This window comes from Pseudomonas sp. N-137 (assembly GCF_034555295.1).
Lineage (GTDB): Bacteria > Pseudomonadota > Gammaproteobacteria > Pseudomonadales > Pseudomonadaceae > Aquipseudomonas > Aquipseudomonas rhizophila.
In genome coordinates, this window is sequence record NZ_JAXUDQ010000030.1 from 753603 (window position 1) to 777803 (window position 24201).

General features: G+C 52.2%; 20 protein-coding genes and 1 pseudogene. 17 read left to right on the forward strand and 4 right to left on the reverse strand.

Going from position 1 to position 24201, the window contains the following annotated elements:
* Nucleotides 1–8: 8 nt before the first annotated feature.
* The 5 genes and pseudogenes from hisC to T3A99_RS24585 form a co-directional block, all read left to right on the forward strand.
* On the forward strand, nt 9–1121 hold the full coding sequence (gene hisC / locus T3A99_RS24565; RefSeq protein ID WP_107322147.1) for a histidinol-phosphate transaminase: 1113 nt from the start codon (nt 9–11) through the stop codon (nt 1119–1121).
* Between the two features lie 28 nt (nt 1122–1149).
* Nucleotides 1150–3357, forward strand: a complete 2208-nt coding sequence (locus T3A99_RS24570; protein ID WP_274090366.1) for a bifunctional prephenate dehydrogenase/3-phosphoshikimate 1-carboxyvinyltransferase — start codon at nt 1150–1152, stop codon at nt 3355–3357.
* Entirely contained in the window at nt 3354–4043 is a 690-nt protein-coding gene (gene cmk, locus T3A99_RS24575) for a (d)CMP kinase (RefSeq protein WP_047226311.1), read from the forward strand. Before T3A99_RS24570 ends, cmk begins: the two co-directional genes overlap by 4 nt.
* A 120-nt stretch (nt 4044–4163) precedes the next feature.
* Entirely contained in the window at nt 4164–5858 is a 1695-nt protein-coding gene (rpsA, locus tag T3A99_RS24580) for a 30S ribosomal protein S1 (protein ID WP_014337228.1), read from the forward strand.
* 77 nt (nt 5859–5935) lie between these two features.
* A pseudogene (locus T3A99_RS24585) lies at nt 5936–6821 on the forward strand (IS66 family transposase); the annotation flags it as partial.
* 93 nt (nt 6822–6914) lie between these two features.
* Here T3A99_RS24585 and T3A99_RS24590 read toward each other — a convergent pair.
* The 4 genes from T3A99_RS24590 to T3A99_RS24605 are packed head-to-tail and all read right to left on the reverse strand — an operon-like array spanning nt 6915 to nt 10963.
* A complete protein-coding gene (locus T3A99_RS24590; protein ID WP_322834884.1) occupies nt 6915–8489 on the reverse strand; it encodes an FAD-dependent monooxygenase in 1575 nt (524 codons plus the stop codon).
* Entirely contained in the window at nt 8479–9762 is a 1284-nt protein-coding gene (locus tag T3A99_RS24595) for an NAD-dependent epimerase/dehydratase family protein (RefSeq protein WP_322834885.1), read from the reverse strand. The genes T3A99_RS24590 and T3A99_RS24595 overlap by 11 nt, the downstream gene beginning before the upstream one ends.
* Before the next feature lie 2 nt (nt 9763–9764).
* Entirely contained in the window at nt 9765–10172 is a 408-nt protein-coding gene (locus T3A99_RS24600; protein WP_322834886.1) for a GtrA family protein, read from the reverse strand.
* A complete protein-coding gene (locus tag T3A99_RS24605; protein ID WP_322834887.1) occupies nt 10169–10963 on the reverse strand; it encodes a methyltransferase domain-containing protein in 795 nt (264 codons plus the stop codon). Before T3A99_RS24605 ends, T3A99_RS24600 begins: the two co-directional genes overlap by 4 nt.
* Before the next feature lie 405 nt (nt 10964–11368).
* Here T3A99_RS24605 and T3A99_RS24610 point away from each other — a divergent pair, with 405 nt between their 5' ends.
* The 12 genes from T3A99_RS24610 (at nt 11369) to T3A99_RS24665 (ending at nt 24194) form a co-directional block, all read left to right on the forward strand.
* Complete coding sequence (locus tag T3A99_RS24610) at nt 11369–11647, forward strand: hypothetical protein (RefSeq protein WP_322834888.1); 279 nt, start codon at nt 11369–11371, stop codon at nt 11645–11647.
* 137 nt (nt 11648–11784) lie between these two features.
* A complete protein-coding gene (ihfB, locus tag T3A99_RS24615; RefSeq protein ID WP_077047287.1) occupies nt 11785–12078 on the forward strand; it encodes an integration host factor subunit beta in 294 nt (97 codons plus the stop codon).
* Between the two features lie 27 nt (nt 12079–12105).
* Nucleotides 12106–12345 carry a LapA family protein gene (locus tag T3A99_RS24620; RefSeq protein ID WP_322834889.1) on the forward strand — a complete coding sequence of 80 codons (240 nt, stop codon included), beginning with the start codon at nt 12106–12108 and terminating at the stop codon, nt 12343–12345.
* Nucleotides 12346–12573: 228 nt separating this feature from the next.
* Nucleotides 12574–13650 carry a dTDP-glucose 4,6-dehydratase gene (gene rfbB / locus T3A99_RS24625; protein ID WP_322834890.1) on the forward strand — a complete coding sequence of 359 codons (1077 nt, stop codon included), beginning with the start codon at nt 12574–12576 and terminating at the stop codon, nt 13648–13650.
* Nucleotides 13647–14540, forward strand: a complete 894-nt coding sequence (gene rfbD, locus T3A99_RS24630; protein ID WP_322834935.1) for a dTDP-4-dehydrorhamnose reductase — start codon at nt 13647–13649, stop codon at nt 14538–14540. The genes rfbB and rfbD overlap by 4 nt, the downstream gene beginning before the upstream one ends.
* A complete protein-coding gene (gene rfbA, locus T3A99_RS24635) occupies nt 14537–15427 on the forward strand; it encodes a glucose-1-phosphate thymidylyltransferase RfbA (RefSeq protein ID WP_322834891.1) in 891 nt (296 codons plus the stop codon). The genes rfbD and rfbA overlap by 4 nt, the downstream gene beginning before the upstream one ends.
* Before the next feature lie 57 nt (nt 15428–15484).
* Entirely contained in the window at nt 15485–16408 is a 924-nt protein-coding gene (locus tag T3A99_RS24640) for a glycosyltransferase (RefSeq protein ID WP_322834892.1), read from the forward strand.
* Entirely contained in the window at nt 16405–17367 is a 963-nt protein-coding gene (locus tag T3A99_RS24645; RefSeq protein WP_322834893.1) for an SDR family oxidoreductase, read from the forward strand. The genes T3A99_RS24640 and T3A99_RS24645 overlap by 4 nt, the downstream gene beginning before the upstream one ends.
* Complete coding sequence (locus T3A99_RS24650; protein ID WP_322834894.1) at nt 17364–18371, forward strand: glycosyltransferase family 4 protein; 1008 nt, start codon at nt 17364–17366, stop codon at nt 18369–18371. The genes T3A99_RS24645 and T3A99_RS24650 overlap by 4 nt, the downstream gene beginning before the upstream one ends.
* 297 nt (nt 18372–18668) lie before the next feature.
* Nucleotides 18669–19487 (forward strand): ABC transporter permease, encoded by an 819-nt coding sequence (locus T3A99_RS24655; RefSeq protein WP_322834936.1) that lies wholly within the window; start codon nt 18669–18671, stop codon nt 19485–19487.
* Entirely contained in the window at nt 19477–20820 is a 1344-nt protein-coding gene (locus T3A99_RS24660; RefSeq protein WP_322834895.1) for an ABC transporter ATP-binding protein, read from the forward strand. Before T3A99_RS24655 ends, T3A99_RS24660 begins: the two co-directional genes overlap by 11 nt.
* Entirely contained in the window at nt 20817–24194 is a 3378-nt protein-coding gene (locus tag T3A99_RS24665; RefSeq protein ID WP_322834896.1) for a glycoside hydrolase family 99-like domain-containing protein, read from the forward strand. Before T3A99_RS24660 ends, T3A99_RS24665 begins: the two co-directional genes overlap by 4 nt.
* Nucleotides 24195–24201 lie beyond the last annotated feature (7 nt).

The window sequence follows — 24201 nt, forward strand, 5'->3', positions numbered from 1 at the left end:
GATAGCTAATGAGTGGCAACTTCCTCGCTCTGGCTCAGCCAGGCGTGCAACAACTCTCGCCTTACGTTCCAGGCAAGCCGGTGGACGAATTGGCCCGTGAGCTGGATCTGGACCCGGCCAGCATCGTCAAGCTGGCAAGCAACGAAAACCCTTTGGGGGCGAGCCCCAAGGCGCTGGAAGCGATCCGTGACGAGCTGGCCGAGCTGACCCGTTATCCCGACGGCAACGGTTTCGCCCTCAAAAGCCTGCTGGCCGAGCGCTGTGGCGTGGAGTTGAGCCAGGTCACCCTGGGCAACGGTTCCAATGACATTCTCGAGCTGGTGGCGCGTGCCTACCTGGCGCCGGGCCTCAACGCGGTGTTCAGCGAGCATGCGTTTGCGGTCTACCCGATCGCCACCCAGGCCGTCGGTGCCGACGCCCATGTGGTGCCGGCCAAGGATTGGGGGCACGACCTGCCCGCCATGCTGGCGGCCATCGACGCCAACACGCGGGTCGTCTTCATCGCCAACCCAAACAACCCGACCGGCACCTGGTTCGACGCCCAGGCGTTGGACGACTTCCTGCAGGACGTGCCCGAGCACGTGCTAGTGGTGCTGGATGAGGCCTACATCGAATACGCCGAAGGCAGCGATTTGCCCGATGGCCTGGATTTTCTCGCCGCCTACCCGAACCTGCTGGTCTCGCGCACGTTCTCCAAGGCCTATGGCCTGGCGTCTTTGCGGGTTGGCTATGGCTTGTCCACCGCCGTGGTGGCCGATGTGCTCAACCGCGTGCGTCAGCCGTTCAACGTCAACAGCTTTGCCCTGGCCGCTGCCTGTGCTGCGCTCGGGGACGACGCCTACCTGGCCGAAAGTCGCCGCCTGAACGAGGCTGGCATGCAGCAGTTGGAAGCCGGGTTCCGTGAGTTGGGCCTGAGCTGGATTCCATCCAAAGGCAACTTCATCTGCGTCGACCTGGGCCGTGTCGCAGCCCCGGTGTTCCAGGGCTTGCTGCGCGAGGGTGTGATCGTGCGTCCGGTGGCTAACTACGGCATGCCGAACCACCTGCGCGTCACCATTGGCCTGCCAGCGGAAAACAGCCGCTTTCTCGAGGCGTTGAGCAAGGTTCTGGCTCGTGGTTGATGTCACTTCACTGCAACCTGCTGCACCTATGATCGGTCGCCTGGTGGTGGTCGGTCTGGGGTTGATCGGCGGCTCGTTCGCCAAAGGCCTGCGCGAAAGCGGTCTGTGTCGTGAAGTGGTGGGTGTCGATCTGGACCCGCAGTCGCGCAAGCTGGCGGTGGAGCTGGGGGTGGTGGGTCGCTGTGAGGATGACCTGGCGATTGCTTGCCAGGGAGCGGACGTGATCCAGTTGGCCGTGCCGATCCTGGCCATGGAGAAGCTGCTGGCACGCCTGGCGACGATGGACCTGGGGCAGGCGATTCTCACGGACGTCGGCAGTGCCAAGGGCAATGTCGTGCGGGCGGCCACCGAAGCCTTCGGCGGGATGCCGGCGCGCTTTGTGCCTGGTCATCCGATTGCCGGTTCCGAGCAGAGCGGGGTGGAAGCCTCCAACGCCGAACTGTTTCGTCGCCACAAAGTGATATTGACGCCACTGGAGCAGACCGATCCGGCTGCACTGGCGGTGGTGGATCGCCTGTGGCGCGAGCTGGGTGCGGACGTCGAGCACATGCAGGTCGAGCGCCACGATGAAGTATTGGCCGCCACCAGCCATTTGCCGCACCTGTTGGCGTTCGGTCTGGTGGATTCATTGGCCAAACGCAATGAAAATCTTGAGATCTTCCGTTACGCTGCCGGCGGTTTCCGCGATTTCACGAGAATCGCCGGTAGCGACCCGGTCATGTGGCACGACATCTTCCTCGCCAACCGCGAAGCTGTCCTGCGTACACTCGATACATTTCGCAGCGACCTCGACGCCTTGCGCGACGCGGTCGATGCAGGGGACGGGCACCAATTGCTGGGCGTTTTCACACGCGCCAGGGTGGCCCGCGAGCATTTCAGTAAAATCCTGGCCCGTCGGGCCTATGTGGACGCTATGAACTCCAACGATCTGATTTTCCTGGCACAACCTGGTGGCTCCCTGAGTGGGCGTATTCGTGTACCGGGCGATAAATCGATTTCCCACCGTTCGATCATGCTCGGCTCCCTGGCCGAAGGCGTGACTGAAGTGGAAGGCTTTCTCGAAGGTGAAGACGCCCTGGCGACGCTGCAAGCGTTCCGCGACATGGGCGTGGTCATCGAAGGCCCGCATCACGGTCGCGTGACCATCCATGGTGTCGGTCTGCACGGCCTCAAGCCTGCCCCGGGCCCGATCTACCTGGGCAACTCCGGCACGTCGATGCGCCTGCTGTCCGGCCTGCTGGCCGCCCAGGATTTCGACAGCACCCTGACCGGTGACGCTTCGCTGTCCAAGCGGCCGATGAATCGCGTGGCCAACCCCCTGCGGGAAATGGGTGCGGTGATCGAGACGGCGGCCGAAGGTCGTCCGCCAATGACCATTCGCGGTGGCAACAAGCTCAAGGGCCTGACCTACACCATGCCGATGGCCAGCGCCCAGGTGAAATCCTGCCTGCTGTTGGCCGGTCTCTATGCCGAAGGCAAGACCACTGTCACCGAGCCGGCCCCGACCCGCGACCACACCGAGCGCATGCTGCGTGGCTTCGGCTACCCGGTCACGGTCAACGGTGCCACGGCCTCCGTCGAGTCCGGCAGCAAACTGACCGCGACCCACATTGAAGTGCCGGGCGATATCTCGTCCTCGGCGTTCTTCCTGGTAGCCGCCTCGATTGCCGAAGGTTCCGAGCTGGTGCTCGAGCATGTGGGCATCAACCCGACCCGTACCGGCGTGATCGACATCCTGCGCCTGATGGGCGCTGACATCACCCTGGAAAACCAGCGTGAAGTGGGCGGCGAGCCGGTTGCAGACCTGCGCGTACGAGCAGCTAAACTCAAAGGTATCGAGATTCCCGAAGCGCTGGTGCCACTGGCCATCGACGAATTCCCGGTGCTGTTCGTGGCGGCGGCCTGTGCCGAAGGGCGCACCGTACTGACCGGCGCTGAAGAGCTTCGGGTCAAGGAATCGGATCGTATCCAGGTGATGGCTGATGGCCTGATCGCGTTGGGCGTGAAATGCCAGCCGACGCCGGACGGCATCATCATCGACGGCGGCCAGATCGGCGGCGGCGAAGTCCATGGTCACGGTGATCACCGTATCGCCATGGCCTTCAGTGTTGCGTCTTTGCGCGCCAGTGCGCCGATCCGCATCCATGATTGCGCCAACGTCGCGACGTCGTTCCCGAACTTCCTGGCGCTGTGTGCCCAGGTCGGTATTCGAGTAGCACAAGAGGCACAGTCGTGAACATCAAGGCACCGGTCATCACCATCGATGGCCCAAGCGGTTCAGGCAAGGGCACCATCGCCGGAATACTGGCCAAACAATTGGGCTGGAACCTGCTCGATTCGGGTGCCCTGTATCGTCTGCTGGCGTTCGCCGCGGCCAATCATGGCGTCGATCTGACCAACGAAGAACTGCTCAAGGCCTTGGCTGCGCATCTGGATGTGCAGTTCATCGCGGCGACCGACGGTCAGCTGCAGCGCATCATTCTGGAGGGTGACGAAGTCAGCAATGTCATTCGTACCGAAAGCGTAGGGGCCGGGGCCTCCCAGGTCGCCGCGCTGCCGGCGGTGCGCGAGGCGTTGCTACAGCGCCAGCGCGCTTTCCAGGAGCCGCCCGGATTGGTGGCCGATGGGCGCGACATGGGGACCGTGGTGTTTCCCGACGCCCCGCTGAAGATTTTCCTCACCGCCAGTGCAGAGGAGAGGGCTCGTCGCCGATATTTGCAGTTGAAGGGCAAAGGCGAGGATGTTAGTCTGTCGAGTCTGCTAGATGAGATCCGTGCACGCGACGAGCGTGACACCCAGCGCGCAGTAGCCCCGCTCAAGCCGGCGGCTGACGCGATACAGCTGGATTCCACGGAGTTGTCCATCGATCAGGTGTTGCAACGCATCATGAGCGAAATCGCCATCCGCGATATCGCCGGGTGACCAGGAAGCTCCGCAGGGGACCAGTCATAGTCCTGCGGTGCTTCTTTTATATGAAACTAACCCACACCGTCTGGGGTGTGGAGGCGGGCGTATTCTTCGCCCTAATCAACAGGAATTAAAATGAGCGAAAGCTTTGCGGAACTCTTTGAAGAAAGCCTGAAAACCCTGAACCTTCAGGCAGGCTCCATCATCACCGGTGTTATCGTTGATATCGATTACCAAGCTCGCTGGGTAACCGTTCACGCTGGTCTGAAGTCTGAAGCACTCATCCCGCTTGAGCAGTTCTACAACGACGCTGGCGAACTGAACATCAACGTCGGTGACGAAGTTCACGTTGCGCTGGACTCGGTTGAAGATGGCTTCGGTGAAACCAAGCTGTCCCGTGAAAAAGCCAAGCGCGCTGAATGCTGGATCGTTCTGGAAGCGGCTTTCGCAGCTGAGGAAGTGGTCAAGGGCGTTATCAACGGTAAGGTTAAAGGCGGCTTCACTGTCGACGTTAACGGCATCCGTGCGTTCCTGCCAGGTTCCCTGGTTGACGTCCGTCCAGTGCGCGACACCACGCACTTGGAAGGCAAAGAGCTGGAATTCAAGGTCATCAAGCTGGACCAGAAGCGCAACAACGTTGTCGTTTCCCGTCGCAGTGTCCTGGAAGCCGAGAACTCCGCTGAGCGTGAAGCTCTGCTGGAATCGCTGCAGGAAGGCCAGCAGGTCAAGGGTATCGTCAAGAACCTCACCGATTACGGCGCATTCGTCGATCTGGGTGGCGTCGATGGCCTGCTGCACATCACCGACATGGCCTGGAAGCGTATCAAGCATCCTTCGGAAATCGTCAACGTTGGCGACGAGATCGATGTCAAGGTTCTGAAGTACGATCGCGAGCGCAATCGTGTTTCCCTGGGCCTCAAGCAACTGGGTGAAGATCCATGGGTTGCTATCAAAGCCCGTTACCCAGAAAGCACCCGCGTCACCGCTCGTGTTACCAACCTCACCGACTACGGCTGCTTCGCTGAGCTGGAAGAAGGCGTTGAAGGTCTGGTACACGTTTCGGAAATGGACTGGACCAACAAGAACATCCATCCTTCGAAAGTCGTACAAGTCGGCGACGAAGTGGAAGTCATGGTTCTGGACATCGACGAAGAGCGTCGTCGTATCTCCCTGGGCATCAAGCAGTGCAAATCTAACCCATGGGAAGATTTCTCTGGCCAGTTCAACAAGGGCGATAAAATCTCCGGCACCATCAAGTCGATCACCGATTTCGGTATCTTCATTGGTCTGGACGGCGGCATCGACGGTCTGGTTCACCTGTCCGACATCTCCTGGAACGAAGTGGGCGAAGAAGCCGTACGCCGCTTCAAGAAGGGCGACGAGCTGGACACCGTTATCCTGTCGGTTGACCCAGAGCGCGAGCGCATCTCCCTGGGCATCAAGCAACTGGAAAGCGATCCGTTCTCCGAGTACGTTCAAGAGAACGATAAAGGCGCAATCGTTAAGGGCATCGTGAAAGAAGTTGACGCTAAAGGCGCCATCATCACCCTGGCCGACGATATCGAAGCGACTCTGAAAGCCTCCGAAATCAGCCGTGACCGCGTTGAAGACGCGCGCAACGTTCTGAAAGAAGGCGAAGAAGTAGAAGCCAAGATCATCAGCGTTGACCGCAAGAGCCGCGTAATCCAGCTCTCCATCAAGTCGAAAGACGATGCTGAAGAGAAAGAAGCAATCCAGAGCCTGCGCGACAAGCCAGCTACCTCTGACATTGCTGCTGGTCCTACCACTCTGGGCGACCTGCTGCGTGCACAGATGGAAAAGCAGAACTGAGTTCTGTCAGACCATAAAAAAAGGGCGACTTAGGTCGCCCTTTTTTGTGGGCACTGGTGCAGATCTGGGGCATCTAACACATCCGAAAGGTCTATGGTTGCCGGGACTGTGAAACCCTACCGGTCACCCGACAAACCGGGACCTAGTTAATTGAAAAGAGCTTGGCCAGTCCAAACGTGCTGGCGATGCTGCTGACGACCAATTATGTCGATGGCTAGCCGTTGCACTGGTTTGAAAGCATGCTGAGTTGATATGGCATGGATATCCCGCGGCAGACTTTGGCGCGGTGGGTGATCCAGCGCAGCGACCACTTCCCGCTGCTACTGAATCTGATGCGCACTGGTTATCTTGGTTGTGTCATGACCGATGATTGCGCCGTTATAACGCCTTGGCATTGCAATCAGTGGTGGAGCGTCTAACCTACATGGCCCATACGCGGCGCAAGTTCGTCGACACTCAGAACGTGCGGCCCAAGGGTAAGGCCGGACGTGCCGATATTGCGCTGGAGATGATCAACAAGCTGTATGGTATTGAGCGTGAACTCACAGCGGTTCATCGGTCGTCAGGAAAAGGGCCTGTCGATGCTGGCGCAAATGAAAAGGTGGCTGGATAAACCCAATCCCAGGTTCCGCCGCAAAGTGGGCCGGGAAGACTGTGCATTATCTGGCAAGTAACTGGAGCCACCTAGAGTTCTATGTCGAAGCGGGTTATTTACTCATCGAAACAACGCCGCTAAAAGAGCGATCAAGCCGTTTGTCGTCGGACGTAAGGGGCTATTCAGCGATACCACCCATGGCGACAGTGCTGGCGCGCAGATCTACAGTCTGATCGAAACCGTCAAGGTCAACGGCCAGGGGCCCCTACTCATGGCTTCGCCCCATACTGGAACGGCTGCGGCACGCTTCGTCGGTTGAAGACTACGAAGGCTTGCTGCCGTGGAACTGCTCGTCGGAGATGCGCTAATCCACCTTTGAGGGCGGAGGATGGATGTGAATTCGCCTCCTACTCGATCCTTGAATATGAGCTTTACTATGATGCGCAAGCTTGTTGGGGCTGTCACTCTAACGGTGGTGTAGCAAGGGCTCTTGAGATGCGGTCCGCGTTTGCCATGATGGTCAATGTATGTGATTTTTCTGTCAGTTTGGGTAAGCAGGCGCCGTCCACGATGTGTAGTCCTTTTAGGCCGCTTACTTCGCCAAGTCGGTTTGTAGTAACGGGTTCGGGGGTTGATCGCATGGGTAGGGTAGCAGCGTAGTGAATGTCGGCGCCTGGTTTGCCAACAGTAAAGCTCATGGGCATTAGAATTGCCCCCATTCTCCAATAAGCCTTGCGAAGCAGGGTCTCTGTCTGCTTCATCAACATGTGAGTATCGGGATGCTCGGCACCCTTAATTTGGAGCACCTCGTTGCCGACCATGGAGACGCTATGTTTCGATAAATGTCCGGGTAAAAACACATTACCTACCACGCAAGAGCTCAGCAAATTTGCCATGATGTCTACGCTATATCGTTTGCTAAGTGGTACGCGGCTGACAAATTCGGACATCGGCAAGCCGGTGGTACTGAATGTTGAGCCGAAGGCGGTCACGTTGGATGCAAGTTTCAGTGCGAACGACAGCTGCCCTAGGCCAAGAGAAGGGACTCGTTTCGCTCCCAGCATTCGTGGCAGCCACAATAGAAACGCCGCAGTAGGTGACGCTTGTAGTGCTACGGGTGCGGTATGTTGGAGGTATTTTAACGTTAGTTTGGTTGAGGCTAGTGTTCCTGCTGCAAGTAATAGTCGTTTGGCCGAGAACCTTCTTGCGCTTTGACTGCTGGAAATGGTCCATGTGTCAGCGTATTTGCTAATAGCGTCGACTAAAATACCCGATACATGGGAGAAGCCAGGATAAAGTTTTAGCTTCGATATTTCCTGTTCGGACGAGTAAAGTGCCTGATTGTGGCAGCCCCAAAGGCAGTTGCCCGAAAGATCGCAGGCCTTTCGTTCATCCATGTCTTGGCTCAACGCAGCAATACGCGAGCGACCCATCTGGAATCCCAGTTGAGGGAGGGATGCCCGATGTTTGTTGTACTTGGTCAATAACTGTTGGTGTAGCTGATCGATAGGGAGTGAGGGTTGTGACCATTTATCTACGCCAAAGTAGTTGGATAGATCGTCAGGCTCATTGCCGCTGATGCCGATGCGTCGGGATACGATTTCGTATGATTTTTCAAGATCGACATAGATATCTAGTTCTGCAAAATCTTCTGCGGGGAAGCGCGCAACCCCGCACCCCCATGCGTTGGACAGTCCACCTGTTGCCAGCGAGCCAACGGAAATAAAATTTTCCGTTTCCAGTCCATTGGCTTTGTTGAAGTTTTCAAATGTTTGTCGGTGCGTGGGCGTTTTTAGCTTTGGGGAGACTGCATCCATGTTGTTGAGGGCATGGAACATGTCACCAATCATCCATTTCCATTGTTGATGATCATTGGCTCTGTTAGAGAGGTAATCGCCTTGCGGTGGGCTCAGGGGCGCCGCGGTCGATGCCGCATCAACCATAAGCACTCTCAGTCCGGCCTGAACCAGCGGGTATGCCGCAGATGTGCCCGCTGGGCCGCTGCCCACGATGATTACATCAAATTCAGGCGTCACGTGGGCTCTTCCTTTTAATAAGCATATTTGAAAGCAAGGGTTTAGTCAGAAGTGCCAATGTACGCCAGCACACTTCTTTGAGGACGCTCATTCCCAAGGCAATGAAGGTCCTCAAGAAACCACCGGATCGTTTCAGACCCAAAAAAACAACCGCGCCCTGTGGGCTTGCCTCAGCAAGAGTCATTGCTAGGTGGAGTCTCCACGATAGTGCTTTACCTTGCTCATTACATAGGAATGAGGGGTTGTCTATCAATGCGAGTAGGCTGGGAAAGAGGGATAGTAGCTTGGAGTCCAATATTGCTTGTCCGTTCCCAAGAGCTTCGATCGCTCTGGCATAACGCCGAAGTAGGGATTGGCCGGGGGGGCTCTTTAATAGATAGCTCAGCAGAATGTTGCCTTCGACGAGCAAGTGTCTGCGTCGCCCGTTTCCGGATCGATGCATGCCATATGCGAGTGGTCTGAGTGTGATTCCTAGTCGTTGCAATGAGGTCTGTGTCGACATTGACTTCAGTGTCAATAAGGAAAGCAGGCGATCCAAGCCCAGTTGTGCTGTCCTGCGTTTTCCTAGCATTGCTCTGGCAAGTGTGATGAGCGGAACAGGAAGGGGGGCAGCTATGCGCAACACATTCAGCCTGTTTGTGGCAATGGACTCCAGGAATGCACTAAAGGAAATTGGGCGCACTGATCCAAGGCAGAAAATCTCACCCCGGATATCCTCTCTCGCGGCCACCGTCAATATTGCTACGGCAAGATCATCAACATGTATCGGCTGGATGAGGGGCGTGGGTATAAGCGCAGGTATGAGTGGAAAGCGCCGTACCAAGGATGACAATACCCCAAACAGACCGCGCTCATAGCCTCCATAAACTTGCCCGGGTCTGATAACAACGCCGCCGGTGGCAATGACGTCCTGCTCGATGCGCCATTTCGTTTGTCCATACGATGTCGGGGCGTCAGGGGATGCGGTCTGGCTGGAGATAAATATTAGCTTTGTGTTGGTAAGTGCCGAGTTGCGGATTAGCTCTCGAGCTGCCTGTACTTCGGTTTCTGATGAGATGTTTTTATTGTGGGTAGTGTCGGCAGCAAGATGAACGAGTGCACGGGTTTCATCTGGAATATCGAGGGTCGGTTTTTTTAAATCGAACGGTAGCCAGTAATAGTGGGTATCAGTCTGCTTGCGGCTTGCTGAATAAACTGTATGCCCCTCTCTAAATGCGAGTCTCGCCAGTCGTTCGCCAATATAACCCGTAGCGCCGGTAATAAGCAGTTTCATAATTATTGGCCTTTCGAATCGGCAGGCTTTACGGTGTGGTCGGGTTTCCTGTGGAAAATGGCTACTTTGCTGATCCAATATGTAATCGCGGTGCAGGCGGTGTCAGATAAGAACTTGGCGAGTGCGGGAGGTGCGATGAACGCGAGTGCCAAGCTAAGCAGCCCCGAAGAGATCGGAATGTTGATTGTGAGCAGGGCAAAGTAGCGAACTGCTTGGGTTTTTCGGCTGGTTTCTGTTGATTCGAACGTGAAATGACGATGCAGAAAGAATGCGAGAACCCCAGAAAACAGTTTACTGAAAATGTTGGCCAGAACATGCTGGCCGTCTAGCAGGAATGCGAACAGGAGAAAAGAGCTCATGTCCAGGGCGTAGGCCAGGAGCTGAACGCCAATATATTTTGCAAATGTCAAACTGCTTTCTTCCTTATGACCAATATGTGATGTAAACCAAACAGTCGATTGAAGGGTTTGAGGATTACCTCGCAGGCTTTGATGAGCGGAATACATGCATTGGGCAGCAGCTGGCGAAAGTTCAGCCCTCCGGAAATCAAATATCTAAGGTAATTGTTACACACTTCTTGGTGGACGATTTCCAAAGTGGGGTGCTTGCGTGTGAACTCCTCTCTATCACGAATGAATATCAGATAGCTCAGTGCCTGGTTTGCGCCGTTCATGGGGCCAGTTGCTGGCGTATTCCAAGATGCGTAATGCTTGTCGAAACCTTCAGATTTGAAAAGTCGTTTGTAAAGAGCGCTCGCAAAAAAGCCATAGTAGGGTTCGATGAGAATTGCCCCCCCGCCAACCTTGAGGGTGCGGTTGATTTCTTTGAAAAACAGGTCAGGCTCCGGAAAGTGATGGAAGCAGTTCTGACCATAGAAGGCTCTTATGGACTCATCATCCAGTGCCATATTCTGAGCATTCAGCTCTCGGTCTAGATGAGGGCCGTAAACAATGTCCGTCGCCAGCACCGTGGGATAAGTCTCGCGCATAGGTGCAACGCCTGCACCGAGTTCTATCTCAAGGCCATCAGTCCTGAGGAATCGGGTGGCCAACTGATGAAATGAGTGATGAAATTCAACGAATACTTCCTTGAGCATTTGCTTGCTCTCAAGAACTTTTCCGTGAAGTTCGAGGCGCTCAATGCCATCAACATCGAATTTCTTAAGGGAAGGTTCTGACAGGTACTCCATAAATCCTTTCATTACATAATCCTACGCCATTTGTTTTTTAGATAATTTTTGGAAAAAGCTGATGTCCGTTTTCTACGGGTGGTTCTTGCTTCACTGCTGGATTTTGGTTGATCTCCTGTCTCGTTGTGGGCTTGTCCACCGATTTTTCTCGATGGTCGGCTGCCTGGTTCGAGGTGGTCGAGTATATCCGATCCGGAAGGTTGGCCGAGACTCTCGAGCGACAATTGGATTTGCCTGCCAAGGCGAGTCTGTGGGCGTTTCACAGAGGGAGTCGGGTAGGCGGGTCACCGGCTTGAGGTGAAACCATGCGGATCGCCGATGGTCTGCTTCTTTTAGTGAAACTATTACCTATTTGAGGCTAGTCTTCAGCTAAATGCTGGCGGCGGTCGGGCAATAAATCCCGGTATAAGGAAGCAAATGAATAGGCTCATCGTTACGTTGGTTGTACTGACTTTGGCGGGTTGTACCTCCAGCGCCAAAACCCATACCTTGCGAGGAGTGAGCGGTTTCAAAGTCGATTGTTCGGGTCTTGGATCCGGTTGGGATAAATGTCGGAAGCGTGCGGCGAAGGAGTGCAAAGCGGCGGGTTATAAGGTGGTGGCAAGGTCTGATGATGCCAAAGAGGAAGATGAGTTTCCTTTTGGCTTCAATCCTGCAGGCTACCTAACGCGGACAATGCTCGTGATCTGTCGCTGAGTCTAGTTTCTTACGATTGAAAATAGCACCCATTGCTTGGTGTAGATATGTCAATGCTTGGGCTGTTCAAATTCCTCCGGGCATGCTAAAACCTTTTCAAGCGATTTTCCTAGCTGCTTGAAAAAGAAGGGAAAAATATGACGAAGTCGGAGTTGATCGAACGAATTGTCACCCATCAAGGGCTACTCTCATCCAAGGATGTGGAGCTGGCCATCAAGACCATGCTTGAGCAAATGTCCCAGTGCCTTGCCACGGGTGATCGAATTGAGATCCGTGGGTTTGGCAGCTTCTCTCTCCATTACCGTGCGCCGCGAGTAGGCCGTAACCCTAAAACTGGTCAGTCCGTGAGCCTTGATGGGAAGTTTGTTCCGCATTTTAAGCCGGGCAAGGAGCTGCGTGATCGGGTTAACGAAGAGGAGGAGGGGCTTTGACAACTGTTGCACTTCAAGGAAACGCTGATGCGTAACCTCAAGCGCGTACTTCTCGCTATATTTGTCCTGTTGCTCGTTCTGGCAGTCCTAGCGTTCGTTCTGGAGAATCAGCAACGCGTGTCGCTGCTATTCCTGGGCTGGGCGGCGCCACAGTTGCCAGTGTCGCTGATCATGGTGATCGCGCTGCTGATCGGCATGGTGATCGGGCCGGTTCTCGGCTGGTTTCTGGGACGCACGTCCAGAGCTTCACGCAAGCGCCTTGTCTGATTGCGACAAACCCGTTACGCGCGTCGAATTTGCGTCATGGCGTGTCCATATCCGTTAGTAAAACCCTCATTAAGCTGTAAAATGCTGTGCTTGGCTGATAGGGGGTAATCCCGCATCGGTTCAGGCTGACTCTGCCAGAGGCCACGGCTGACTTGATGGCTTTTGCATTCATGGATTAGACAGTGCGCGGTTGGCGGCCCTGTCAGCAACTTAAGGGTATGGTTTCGCGTGAAAATTCTAGTAACCGGCGGCGCTGGGTTTATCGGCTCGGCAGTCATTCGTCATATCATTTCCAACACCAACGATTCTGTCGTTAACGTCGATAAGCTGACTTATGCCGGTAACCTTGAGTCGCTGGCCGAAGTCAGCCAGAACTCGCGTTACGTGTTTGAACGCGTCGACATCTGCGACCGTGACCAAGTGGACCGAGTTCTGCGTGAACACCAACCAGATGCCATCATGCACCTGGCCGCAGAGTCCCACGTTGACCGCTCAATCTCCGGTCCGTCTGAATTCATCCAGACCAACATTATAGGCACGTACATTTTGCTGGAAGCTGCACGCCATTATTGGGCAGCACTGGATGATGCGCGTAAAGCCGGCTTCCGCTTCCACCATATTTCCACCGATGAAGTCTACGGAGACCTCGAACGTCCGGAAGACCTCTTCACCGAAACCACGCCGTACCAGCCAAGTTCGCCGTACTCGGCCAGCAAGGCCAGTTCCGATCATCTGGTTCGCGCCTGGGCGCGTACCTATGGCCTGCCGACGCTGGTTACCAACTGCTCGAACAACTATGGGCCATGCCACTTCCCTGAGAAGTTGATCCCGCTGATCATTCTCAACGCGCTGGAAGGCAAGCCGTTGCCGGTCTACGGCAAAGGCAATCAGGTCCGTGATTGGCTGTATGTCGAAGATCACGCCCGCGCACTTTACAAAGTCGTGACCGAAGGCGTGATCGGCGAGACGTACAACATCGGCGGCCATAACGAGAAGCAAAACATCGAAGTGGTGCACACCCTATGCACACTGCTCGATGAACTGCGTCCAGATTCCGCTCATCGCCCACATGCCAGTCTGATCACTTACGTTCAGGATCGCCCGGGTCACGATCAGCGCTACGCGATCGACGCCAGCAAAATCCAACGCGAGCTGGGTTGGACGCCCCAAGAAACTTTTGAAACCGGCATCCGCAAGACCGTCGAGTGGTACCTCAGCAACACTGAGTGGGTGGCTCACGTGAAGAGCGGCAGCTACCAGCAATGGATCGACCAGAACTACACGGATCGTTCGGACAAGGCATGAAAATCCTCCTGTTGGGAAAAAACGGCCAGGTCGGCTGGGAGCTACAACGCTCCCTTGCGCCGCTTGGCGAGTTGATTGCCCTGGACCGTCACCCGGTGGAGGGGTTGAGCGGCGACCTGTCTGACCTCAATGCACTGCGTGCGACGATCCGTCAGGTAAAACCCGACGTTATCGTCAACGCAGCGGCGTACACCGCCGTCGATAAAGCTGAATCAGAGGTCGAGCTGGCCGACCGTGTGAACGGTCAAGCCAGTCGGGTTATGGCTGAAGAGGCTGTATCCCTGGGCGCCTGGTTGATTCACTATTCGACCGATTACGTGTTCAGCGGTGAAGGCCTGACGCCATGGCAAGAGACCGATGCCGTCGCCCCGGTGAACCACTACGGCGCCAGCAAACTGGCCGGCGAGCAAGCGATTACGGCCTCGGGCTGCAAGCACCTGATCTTCCGCACCAGCTGGGTCTATGGGGCGCGCGGCAACAACTTTGCCAAGACCATGCTGCGTCTGGCCAAGGACCGCGACACCCTGAGCGTCATCGCCGACCAGATCGGTGCCCCCACCGGCGCAGATTTGATTGCCGATGTGACGGCTTTGGCCATTCAGCAAATCTTGCAGCGTCCTGAACTGGCGGGCCTGTATCATTTAGCGGCCGCTGGCGAAGTCTCCTGGCACGGCTATGCCAGCCATGTGATCGGTTTTGCCAAGGCCAACGGTGAAGAGCTCGCCGTTACGGTGATCAATCCGATAGACACAACTGCTTACCCGACACCGGCGCGCCGCCCTCTGAACTCAAGGTTGAATACTCAGAAGCTGCGCGACAATTTTTCTCTACACTTGCCGGATTGGCAAAGTGGTGTCACTCGAATGCTGATGGAAGTCTTGAATAAATGACCACGACAAATCGTAAAGGCATCATTCTCGCTGGCGGCTCGGGCACTCGTCTGCACCCGCTGACCCTCGGCGTGTCCAAGCAGATGCTGCCGATCTACGACAAGCCAATGATCTTCTATCCGCTATCCGTGCTGATGCTCGCCGGCATGCGCGAAATCCTGATTATTTCCACCCCTGAAGACCTGCCGTGCTTCCGCAAGTTGCTGGGTGACGGCAGCCTGTACGGCATCAAGCTGACCTACGCCGAGCAACCTAGCCCGGACGGCCTGGCACAAGCCTTCATCATCGGCGAAGAATTCATCGGCAAAGACCCTTGCTGCCTGATCCTGGGCGACAACATTTTCTATGGTCAGCACTTCTCGGATAACTTGCGTTCCGCCAGCATTCAAGAGCACGGCGCGACTGTATTTGGTTACCACGTGTCCGATCCTGAGCGTTTCGGTGTTGTCGAGTTCGACGCCGCCGGCCGTGCCTTGAGCATCGAAGAAAAGCCGCTGAAGCCAAAATCCAGCTACGCGGTGACAGGCCTTTATTTCTACGACAATCAGGTTGTCGAGATCGCCAAGAGCATCAAGCCATCCCCACGTGGCGAGTTGGAAATCACCGACGTTAACCGCGCATACCTTGAGCAAAAGACCCTCAACGTCGAAATGCTCGGCCGCGGCTTCGCCTGGCTGGACACCGGTACCCACGATTCCCTGCTGGAAGCCAGTCACTTCGTGCATACCATTGAACAGCGCCAAGGCCTGAAAGTGGCGTGCCTGGAAGAGATCGCTTACCACAATGGCTGGATTACTGCCGAGCAGTTGGGTACTCAGGCTGATGCTCTGAAGAAGACTGGCTACGGTCAGTACCTGCAGAAACTCCTGGACTCGCCTTCCCACTGATTCGAAAGCTCAATCCTTTTCGACCAGTAGCGTCTAACCGGTGCAAGCAGGAATAGCATGTCAGTACAGCGTCCCAAGGTTGCAGTTCTATTAGCTGCCTATAACGGTATGCAGTGGGTTGAAGAGCAGTTGGCTTCAATCCTGGCCCAGACGGGCGTTGATGTAACCGTTTATATTAGTGTCGACCCATCAACCGACTGTACCGAAGCCTGGTGTAGAGCTTATGCCGATCGGCATGATAATGTCATTGTGCTTCCTCCCGCTGGAACCTTTGGTGGGGCATCGCGCAATTTCTTCAGGTTGATCCGTGATGTCGACCTTCGGGGCTACGACCTAGTCGCCTTTGCTGATCAGGATGATATCTGGAATCCGGACAAACTATTGCGTGCGGCCAATATCATTCGAGTGCGCAGCCTCGACGCCTATTCCAGCAATGTAGTAGCTTTTTGGCCTGATGGAACAACCCGTTTATTGGACAAAGCGCAGCCTCAGGTTGCCTGGGATTTTCTGTTTGAGGCCGCCGGACCAGGTTGCACTTATGTTATGTGCAAGAGTCTTGTCGATTCGCTAAAGAGTTCTATGTTAAATAACTGGCAGCCATTGCAAGAAGTCAGCTTGCACGACTGGTATTGCTATGCTTTTGCTCGAAGTCATGGGTACCGGTGGTATATCGATCCGAAACCGTCTATGAGCTACCGGCAGCATGAGCAGAACCAAGTAGGTGCTAACATAGGTTTGAATCCGCTTATTGCCCGTTATAAAACCATTCACGACGGTTGGTGGTTCAATCAGGTGCAACTGATTACGCATTTAGTGGGGCTGAGCACAGATCCATTTGTAAGCACCTGGTTGAAATTACGACGCAGGCAACTTATCCAGCTTTCCTTCAATGCTTGGCGTTGCCGGCGGCGTGTGAGAGATAAAGTTTTTTTCTTCTGTATCTGCTGGGCGACTGCGTTGATAGGAAGCAAAACGAAATGACAGTTGTTAACGTCTTGGTGACAGGGGCAAGCGGATTTGTTGGGGAGGCATTGGTGTCAAGGCTTCTGGTTGATAAGGTGTTTACCCCGATCGCTTCTGTTCGTGATGCAACGCGCCTGCACGGTTTATGCCGCGTGATGACATTTGACCTGTTGGATAAAAATTCTCTACCTAGGTTGAAGGGAGTACAGGTAGTTGTTCATGCCGCCGCCAGAGTGCATGTGATGAACGAAACCACTCAAGATGTCCTTGCAGAATTTCGCAAAGTTAATGTGGCAGGCACCCTCCGTCTGGCCCGACGGGCTGCAGAGGATGGCGTAAAACGGTTCATCTTCATCAGTTCGATAAAGGTAAATGGTGAAAGTACTCGCCCGGGAAAACCATTCAAGGCCGATGATCGTCCTGCACCTGTCGATCCCTACGGGGTATCCAAGTACGAAGCTGAAGAGGCGTTAAAGCAACTAGGTCGTGACACAGGTATGGAAATAGTAATCATCCGACCCCCGTTGGTGTATGGCCCTGGGGTAAAGGCCAACTTTCTGACCATGCTGAACTGGCTGAGGAAAGGCATTCCTCTACCTTTAGGCGCGATACATAATCAAAGAAGTTTAGTGGCAATAGATAATCTGATAGACCTTATTATCGTGTGTATCAATCATCCAGCTGCGCGGAATCAAGTGTTCTTGGTCAGCGATGGAGAGGATTTATCTACGTCCCGGTTGCTTCGTCAACTGGCTACCGCATTGGGCAGGACAGCTAGACTGGTGCCACTGCCCGAGAGGTTGTTGCAGTTAGTGGGGTCATTGTTGCGAAAAAGAGAAATTATTCAACGTGTTTGCGGTTCACTTCAAGTTGATATTGAAAAAAATCGCGAAGTATTAGGGTGGACTCCGCCTGTTGATTGGCAGGTCGCCATGCGTCAGACCGCAGATCATCACATGGAAAAAAAAGTTAAATGACAGTTTGGTGGTTGTTACTACCCGTACTAGCTATTTCTTGGGGATTGACGCTTGTCTTGCGTCGTTACGCCTTATCTAAAAGTCTTATGGATGTGCCGAATGAACGTAGCTCTCACAAAGTAGCCACTCCACGAGGGGGAGGGTTGGCTATCGTCGTGTCCTTTCTGCTGTCGCTTCCCGTCCTTGAAAGCCTGAGTCTGATGCCCGCTCCAGCGCTGTACAGCCTGTTGGGTTCGGGAGGGCTCGTTGCGGTGATCGGGTTCGCCGATGATCACGGACACATAGCTGCCCGCTGGCGGCTGCTCGGACATTTTGTTGCTGCACTCTGGGCTCTTTACTGGCTGAATGGTCTCCCACCCGTTGTTTTATTCGGTATCACCGTCGATATGGGATGGTTTGGTACCATCCTGGCACTGATATACTTGGTCTGGATGCTAAATTTATATAATTTTATGGACGGCATCGACGGTATTGCCAGTGTAGAGGCCATTACTGTTTGCCTTGGGATGTGTGTCGTTTACTGGGCGATAGGCAATTTAGATCTTGTTGCTGCACCTCTAATGTTGTCAGTTGCTGTTGCGGGGTTCTTTTTTTGGAATTTTCCTCCAGCAAAAATTTTTATGGGAGATGTTGGCAGCGGCTTTCTCGGTATGATTTTTGGCGGGCTAGCGATTCAGGCATCATGGAGTGACCCGAAGCTTATGTGGAGTTGGATTATCTTGCTCGGTGTTTTCATAGTCGACTCGACATGGGCGTTGTTAAGTCGATTAATAAATGGAAAAAAAATATACGAAGCGCATTGCACTCATGGTTATCAGCATGCGTCCAAAATATCCGGATCTCATTTAAAAGTTACGCTGTGTGTAATGTTGATAAATCTGCTGTGGCTATTACCAATTTCTATTGGGGTGGGCACTGGCGGGCTCGATGGCGCCTCGGGGTTGCTCTTATCCTGGATTCCGCTTTTCTTTCTTGCTTTTAGATTTAGATCGGGAAAGGATTAATGGCAGGTTATTCCACTTTCTCTAAGTTAAGTGTCAAGAGATTTTTACGATAAGTTTTCCTGCCAGTAGCGGCAAATGCGTAGATTTTGGTCTTGACATTTTGGTTTCTGCGATGATAGCTGGATATTGCTTGTTTTCTGAAGAGCGGAATCGGGCTTAAAGTGGCGAATTTTATACAAATATGCGACCCTAAACCCACATTCTGGACGGGCGTAAACTCTTTAAACGTTGCCCACAGGGCTAGTGTCTAATGGTTAAAGCTATAAGAGAGCACAAAATGATAGAGGTCGGTACTTGATGCGTGCATTTTCATCTACACCTAAAGAGATGATTCTGAGTCTGTATCGTCATCATGGCTTGATCGGGGTGCTGATTGAGCGAGAAGTAGTCGGACGATACCGTGGATCATTTATGGGGATACTTTGGTCTTTCTTCAATCCCATTTTCATGTTGGCGGTTTATACGTTTGTATTCAGTGTGGTGTTTAAAGCGCGGTGGAACTCGGGGAGTGATTCAAAAACCGAATTTGCATTGATATTGTTCGCTGGTCTTATCATGTTCAATCTATTTTCGGAGTGTGTTGGGAAAGCCCCAAGCCTGATTCTGGCGAATATTAACTACGTGAAAAAAGTCGTTTTTCCCTTGGAGATACTTCCGTGGGTGGTGCTGGGGTCTGCGTTGTTTCATACATTCATTAGTGTTTTTGTATGGTTAATAGTTTATTTGGCACTTTTCGGGTTGCCCCATATTTCGGTTTTATTGCTGCCACTGATCATTTTGCCACTGTTATTTTTTATTCTTGGGTTGACATGGGCGCTTTCGTCGCTGGGCGTTTATTTGCGTGATGTTTCGCAGTTTATCGGAATTATTCTCACCGTTTTGATGTTCCTATCACCCATTTTTTATCCGGTAGAAGCATTGCCAGAAGAGTATCGTTCTCTACTGAATCTAAATCCGTTAACACCCGCTATCGAAATGGCTCGATCTGTAATGTTCTGGGGCAAAGTACCCAACGCTTTCAGTTGGGGATTTTATTTGCTGGGCTCTCTGGTTGTCGCTTGGGTAGGGTTTGCTTGGTTTCAAAAAACAAGGAGGGGGTTTGGCGATGTGCTCTGATATCGCAATAAGAATAAGTGAAGTCAGTAAATGTTTTCATATTTACGACAAACCCCGTGATCGCTTGCTGCAAATGTTAACGCCAGAGAGCAAAAAATATTATCGAGAGTTTTGGGCGCTAAAGTCCGTCTCGTTCAACGTTAAGCGAGGCTCCACGGTTGGCATCGTTGGTAAAAATGGATCCGGCAAATCTACGCTTTTGCAGTTGATATGTGGCACATTAAGTCAGAGCAACGGAGAAGTTGAAACCAATGGCAGAATAGCGGCATTGTTAGAGCTTGGGTCAGGATTCAATCCGGAGTTCACTGGGCGCGAAAACGTCTATATGAATTCCGCAGTATTGGGGCTTACTAAAGATGAGGTGGATAGCCGATTCCAGGATATTGTTGATTTTGCGGATATTGGGCTTTTCATAGAACAACCCGTTAAAACATATTCCAGCGGGATGTTGGTGAGATTGGCATTCGCAGTCGCTATCAATGTTGATCCTGAAATTTTGATAGTAGACGAGGCGCTTTCTGTAGGAGATGAGCTCTTCCAGCGTAAGTGCTTTGCCCGAATCGAGGCAATCAAGAACAAGGGGGCGACAATCCTTTTCGTGTCTCATTCGGGAAGTACGATAGTCGAACTCTGTGATAGTGCGATACTGCTTGATTCAGGTGAGGTATTGGCATCAGGAGCACCCAAGGATATAGTTGCTAAGTATCAAAAATTGCTATATGCGCCTCCCGATAAGCGTGAGGTAATCTGTAACGAAATTCGATTGTCTGGCAGCTCGAAGTGTGAAGGCCAAACATTAAGCGCGACGGAAAACTCTGATGAAAAAATCGAAGAATCGTACTTAGAGTATTACGATCCTCATCTCAAACCCACGTCAACCATTGAGTTTGAGTCACATGGTGCCTATATTTCTAACCCTGAAATAAGGAATAGCGATGCGAAAATGGTCAATAACCTGCATCGAGCCGGGGTGTATAGATATTCATTTGATGTCAGATTTGAAGTTCCGGCATTCGGTGTACGTTTCGGAATGGTGGTAAGAACGACGACCGGTTTTTCATTGGGCGGTGCTCATAGCTCCTCTTTGAAAGATGCGGTTTCCTATGTTGAATCAGGCACTACCCTAAACGTCAAATTTGATTTCAATTGTGCTCTGAATCCCGGCACTTACTTCATAAATGCAGGTGTTTTCGGCGCTATGAGTGCCGGTGGCGAAGAGACTGTACTTCATCGACTGGTAGATGCTTTTGTCTTTAGAGTGTCTCCAGTACAAGAAAATCTGGCTACCGAAATAATAGATTTCGGCTGTGTTTCCGGTGTAACAAAAATATGAACGATTTATTTTCTAACCTCTTTGTGTCCTCGCCCAATGGCGGTGGATTGTTCTTTTTGGATTCGGGTGTTGTGTTTAGGTTAGATGGCTTAAGCACGGTAGGTTTGAACCTAGCATCTAATTCGTTTTTACGTGCAATTCAACCCGATGCACTATGGGTTTGTGATGAACAGACGCTCGTGTTAGATAAGACAGCGGTGGACCTTGCCGACATACATGACGTGCTCGAATATGACGATCATTACTATGTTGTAGGGACAAAATATAATGAGGTGATAAAGTTTAAAAAAGATGGTAGTGAGGTTGAGCGGTGGCGCGCCCCTGGAGAGGATGACTCTAAGCATCTAAACTGCTTGGCCATTTGGAATAATAGAGTGGTTTATTCTGCTTTCGGCGAGTTTACCGAACATCGTGGCTATAAAGGAAAGTCAGCCGGCCAAGGAGTCGTCAAGGATCTCGAGACAGGGGAGACGCTGATTACAGGGTTGTCTCAGCCTCATAGCCTAGTACAGTATCGCGACAATCTTCTTGTCGCGAACTCGGAAATGAAAGAAATTTGTGAATATTCCGAGTCGGGCGTACTAATACGATCTAAATATTTGAAAGGTTATACAAGAGGCATTTGCCTTTCGGGGAATGTCATTTATGTAGGCCTAAGTCGGTCTAGAAATATTGACAATATATCTGTCAATACAGCAACAGTTCTTGCATTGGATGCGGAAACTTGGGAGGAACTCGACAGAGTTGCTATCCCAGCAGATGAGATTTACTCAGTTGTCTCAATAAATAATCATAAACGACTGATTTCAACGCTCGTTTCGTTATTTAGCCAGACAGCCTCGTCCCTTGAGAATATTTCTGAAAGTAAACTGCAGGCGCAGGCTATTGCCCATGAGGCAGAACATCTCTCACATGTCAGAGATGTTGAAGAGCAACGTCAGCAGCTAGCTAAAGAAATAACGAATCATAAAGCGAGCATTCGTCAGTCGCTCGATGAGAGGGCAGAGTTAAACAAAAAAATAGACGAACTTTCACAAGAGCGTGCTCTATATCAAAGCATGGTCGAAGAAATTAGGGCGTCGACGAGCTGGCGTTTGACATCTCCGCTTAGAGCAATAGCTATTTTTAAAAGGAAAGTCTTCGTGGCATTAGGAAAAATTGTGCTGAGGTGTTATCGCATCCTACCAGTTAGTCAGCATATGAAGCAGAAACTCAAAAACGTCGCCTTCACCTACCTAGGTTTCCTTTTTCGAAAATCCAGTGCCTACACAACCTGGAAAGAGTTTAGAAGTATCGATAGACGTTGGCATGGCAGCCCGGCTGTAAAGAAGTCTGACCTGACAGGCAAAGGCGCAACTGCTAATGTTGAACTGCCTAATGCAGATGGAGTCTGGGAGTGGGAGGACTATCTTTCTGTCAAGGACCGGATTAGGAGCACGAAAAGGGCACTACTGGAGAAGGTCCGAGTAGATCCTTTAAATTTGCTTAAACTGCCTTCCCAAGACTATTTAAAAATAGCCTCAAATTTCCAGTTTCCACAGCTTTCAGAAAATCCGAAAGTAACTATCGTAATTCCTGTTTATAATAATGTGAAGCTGAGCTTAGAGTGTCTAAGCTCTATAGAAAAATTCATTGATTTTGATATATCTTTTGAAATTATTGTAGCGGATGATGCATCTACTGACGAAACCTCCGCGGTTTTTAGTCGGATAAACAATATTCGCTATGTAAGAAATGAACACAATCTTGGATTTCTTCAGAACTGTAATGGCGCGCTAAAACTCGTTAAGGGGGAATACACGCTCTTCCTTAATAACGACGTGCAGGTGACACAAAACTGGTTGAAGGTGATGTTGGCCACCTTTGTGGAGTTTCCGAAGGTTGGAGTTGTTGGGCCAAAGTTTGTCTATCCTACGGGGCATTTACAGGAGGCTGGTGCAGCGCTTATGCCTGACGGCGGTGCGGTAATGGTGGGATTGAATCAAGACGCTAATCAACCAAAGTATAATTATGTTCGTCGTGTCGATTACGTCTCGGGTGCTTGTCTTTTGTTACCTACTCACGTGGTTAAAGATATAGGAGGATTTTCGGAGGAGTTTTTGCCATGTTATTGTGAGGACAGTGATCTTTGTTTGAGTGTGAGAGCTAAAGGTTACGATGTTTATTATAATCCTGGTGCGACCATCATTCATCATTTGTCCAAGACCACGGTTGATGTCAATGAAGATTTCAAACTTTCTTGTATTGCTAAGAACGTTGGTACGTTGCAACAAAAGTGGAAGGCGACGTTAGCAAGCGGTTCGTCACCGAGAATTATTAGCTTCTACCTTCCCCAATTTCATCCCGTGCCTGAAAATGATCAGTGGTGGGGTAAGGGGTTTACCGAGTGGACCAATGTAAGTAAAGCTCGTCCTAATTTTGTCGGGCATTATCAGCCAAGACTTCCTGCCGATATCGGATACTATGATCTTCGTTTGCTGGAGGTAATGGAGCAGCAGGCGGAGCTGGCACGTAAATACGGAGTGCATGGTTTTTGTTTCTACTATTACTGGTTTGGCGGTAAGCGCTTGTTAGAGCGTCCGGTTGAACAATTGCTTGCTAGTAATACCCCAGATATACCATTTTGCCTTTGCTGGGCGAATGAAAACTGGACACGTCGCTGGGACGGGCAGGAGAATGAAGTTCTTATAGCGCAAGCTCATTCGGTTGAGGATGACATAGCAGTCATTTCTGACCTGATTCGTTTCTTCCGTGACGAGCGATATATCAAGATCGATGGGCGTCCATTGATTCTGGTGTATCGAGTGACGCTTTTTCCCAACTTCGCTGAAACGGCTGCGCGCTGGAGAGAAGTTTGTCGGGAGCAGGGCTTAGGCGAAATTTATATAGCGATGGTCGAGTCATTCGAGCTGGCTAATGCGGGTACCCCACCGTCTACCTTCGGCTGCGATTCTGCTGTGGAATTTCCACCCCAAGGCTTGGCCGAGCAAAAAGAGCCTTCCGGTAAATTGCTGAACCCCGGATTTAAAGGAAGCACAGCAGACTATCGAGATCTTGCTGTGAGATATGCCACCCGGCAGGGGCCCGCCTACACCCGATTTAAAGGGGTCATGCCTGGGTGGGACAATACCGCTCGTCGGCAGGACAATAGTTTTTGTTTCGAAAATGCCAGTCCAGGCGCGTTTCAGGCATGGCTGGAGGAAGCAATCGATGAAACCAGGCAGCAGAATTTCGGTGATGAGCAAATCGTTTTTGTCAATGCCTGGAACGAGTGGGCTGAAGGTGCCTATCTTGAACCTGACCGTCGCTATGGGCACACGTACCTAGAAGCTGTTAAAAACGCTACTGACGCATCGCGTTTGTTAAAAAAATAACGTACTG

Bases quoted from the DNA above. Each gene is read 5' to 3' on its own strand.
- hisC (WP_107322147.1), top strand. From the start codon at position 9: ATGAGTGGCAACTTCCTCGCTCTGGCTCAGCCAGGCGTGCAACAACTC.
- T3A99_RS24570 (WP_274090366.1), top strand. From the start codon at position 1,150: ATGATCGGTCGCCTGGTGGTGGTCGGTCTGGGGTTGATCGGCGGCTCG.
- rpsA (WP_014337228.1), top strand. From the start codon at position 4,164: ATGAGCGAAAGCTTTGCGGAACTCTTTGAAGAAAGCCTGAAAACCCTG.
- T3A99_RS24595 (WP_322834885.1), bottom strand. From the start codon at position 9,762: ATGAAACTGCTTATTACCGGCGCTACGGGTTATATTGGCGAACGACTG.
- T3A99_RS24605 (WP_322834887.1), bottom strand. From the start codon at position 10,963: ATGAAAGGATTTATGGAGTACCTGTCAGAACCTTCCCTTAAGAAATTC.
- T3A99_RS24610 (WP_322834888.1), top strand. From the start codon at position 11,369: ATGAATAGGCTCATCGTTACGTTGGTTGTACTGACTTTGGCGGGTTGT.
- ihfB (WP_077047287.1), top strand. From the start codon at position 11,785: ATGACGAAGTCGGAGTTGATCGAACGAATTGTCACCCATCAAGGGCTA.
- T3A99_RS24620 (WP_322834889.1), top strand. From the start codon at position 12,106: ATGCGTAACCTCAAGCGCGTACTTCTCGCTATATTTGTCCTGTTGCTC.
- rfbD (WP_322834935.1), top strand. From the start codon at position 13,647: ATGAAAATCCTCCTGTTGGGAAAAAACGGCCAGGTCGGCTGGGAGCTA.
- rfbA (WP_322834891.1), top strand. From the start codon at position 14,537: ATGACCACGACAAATCGTAAAGGCATCATTCTCGCTGGCGGCTCGGGC.
- T3A99_RS24640 (WP_322834892.1), top strand. From the start codon at position 15,485: ATGTCAGTACAGCGTCCCAAGGTTGCAGTTCTATTAGCTGCCTATAAC.
- T3A99_RS24645 (WP_322834893.1), top strand. From the start codon at position 16,405: ATGACAGTTGTTAACGTCTTGGTGACAGGGGCAAGCGGATTTGTTGGG.
- T3A99_RS24650 (WP_322834894.1), top strand. From the start codon at position 17,364: ATGACAGTTTGGTGGTTGTTACTACCCGTACTAGCTATTTCTTGGGGA.
- T3A99_RS24655 (WP_322834936.1), top strand. From the start codon at position 18,669: ATGCGTGCATTTTCATCTACACCTAAAGAGATGATTCTGAGTCTGTAT.
- T3A99_RS24660 (WP_322834895.1), top strand. From the start codon at position 19,477: ATGTGCTCTGATATCGCAATAAGAATAAGTGAAGTCAGTAAATGTTTT.
- T3A99_RS24665 (WP_322834896.1), top strand. From the start codon at position 20,817: ATGAACGATTTATTTTCTAACCTCTTTGTGTCCTCGCCCAATGGCGGT.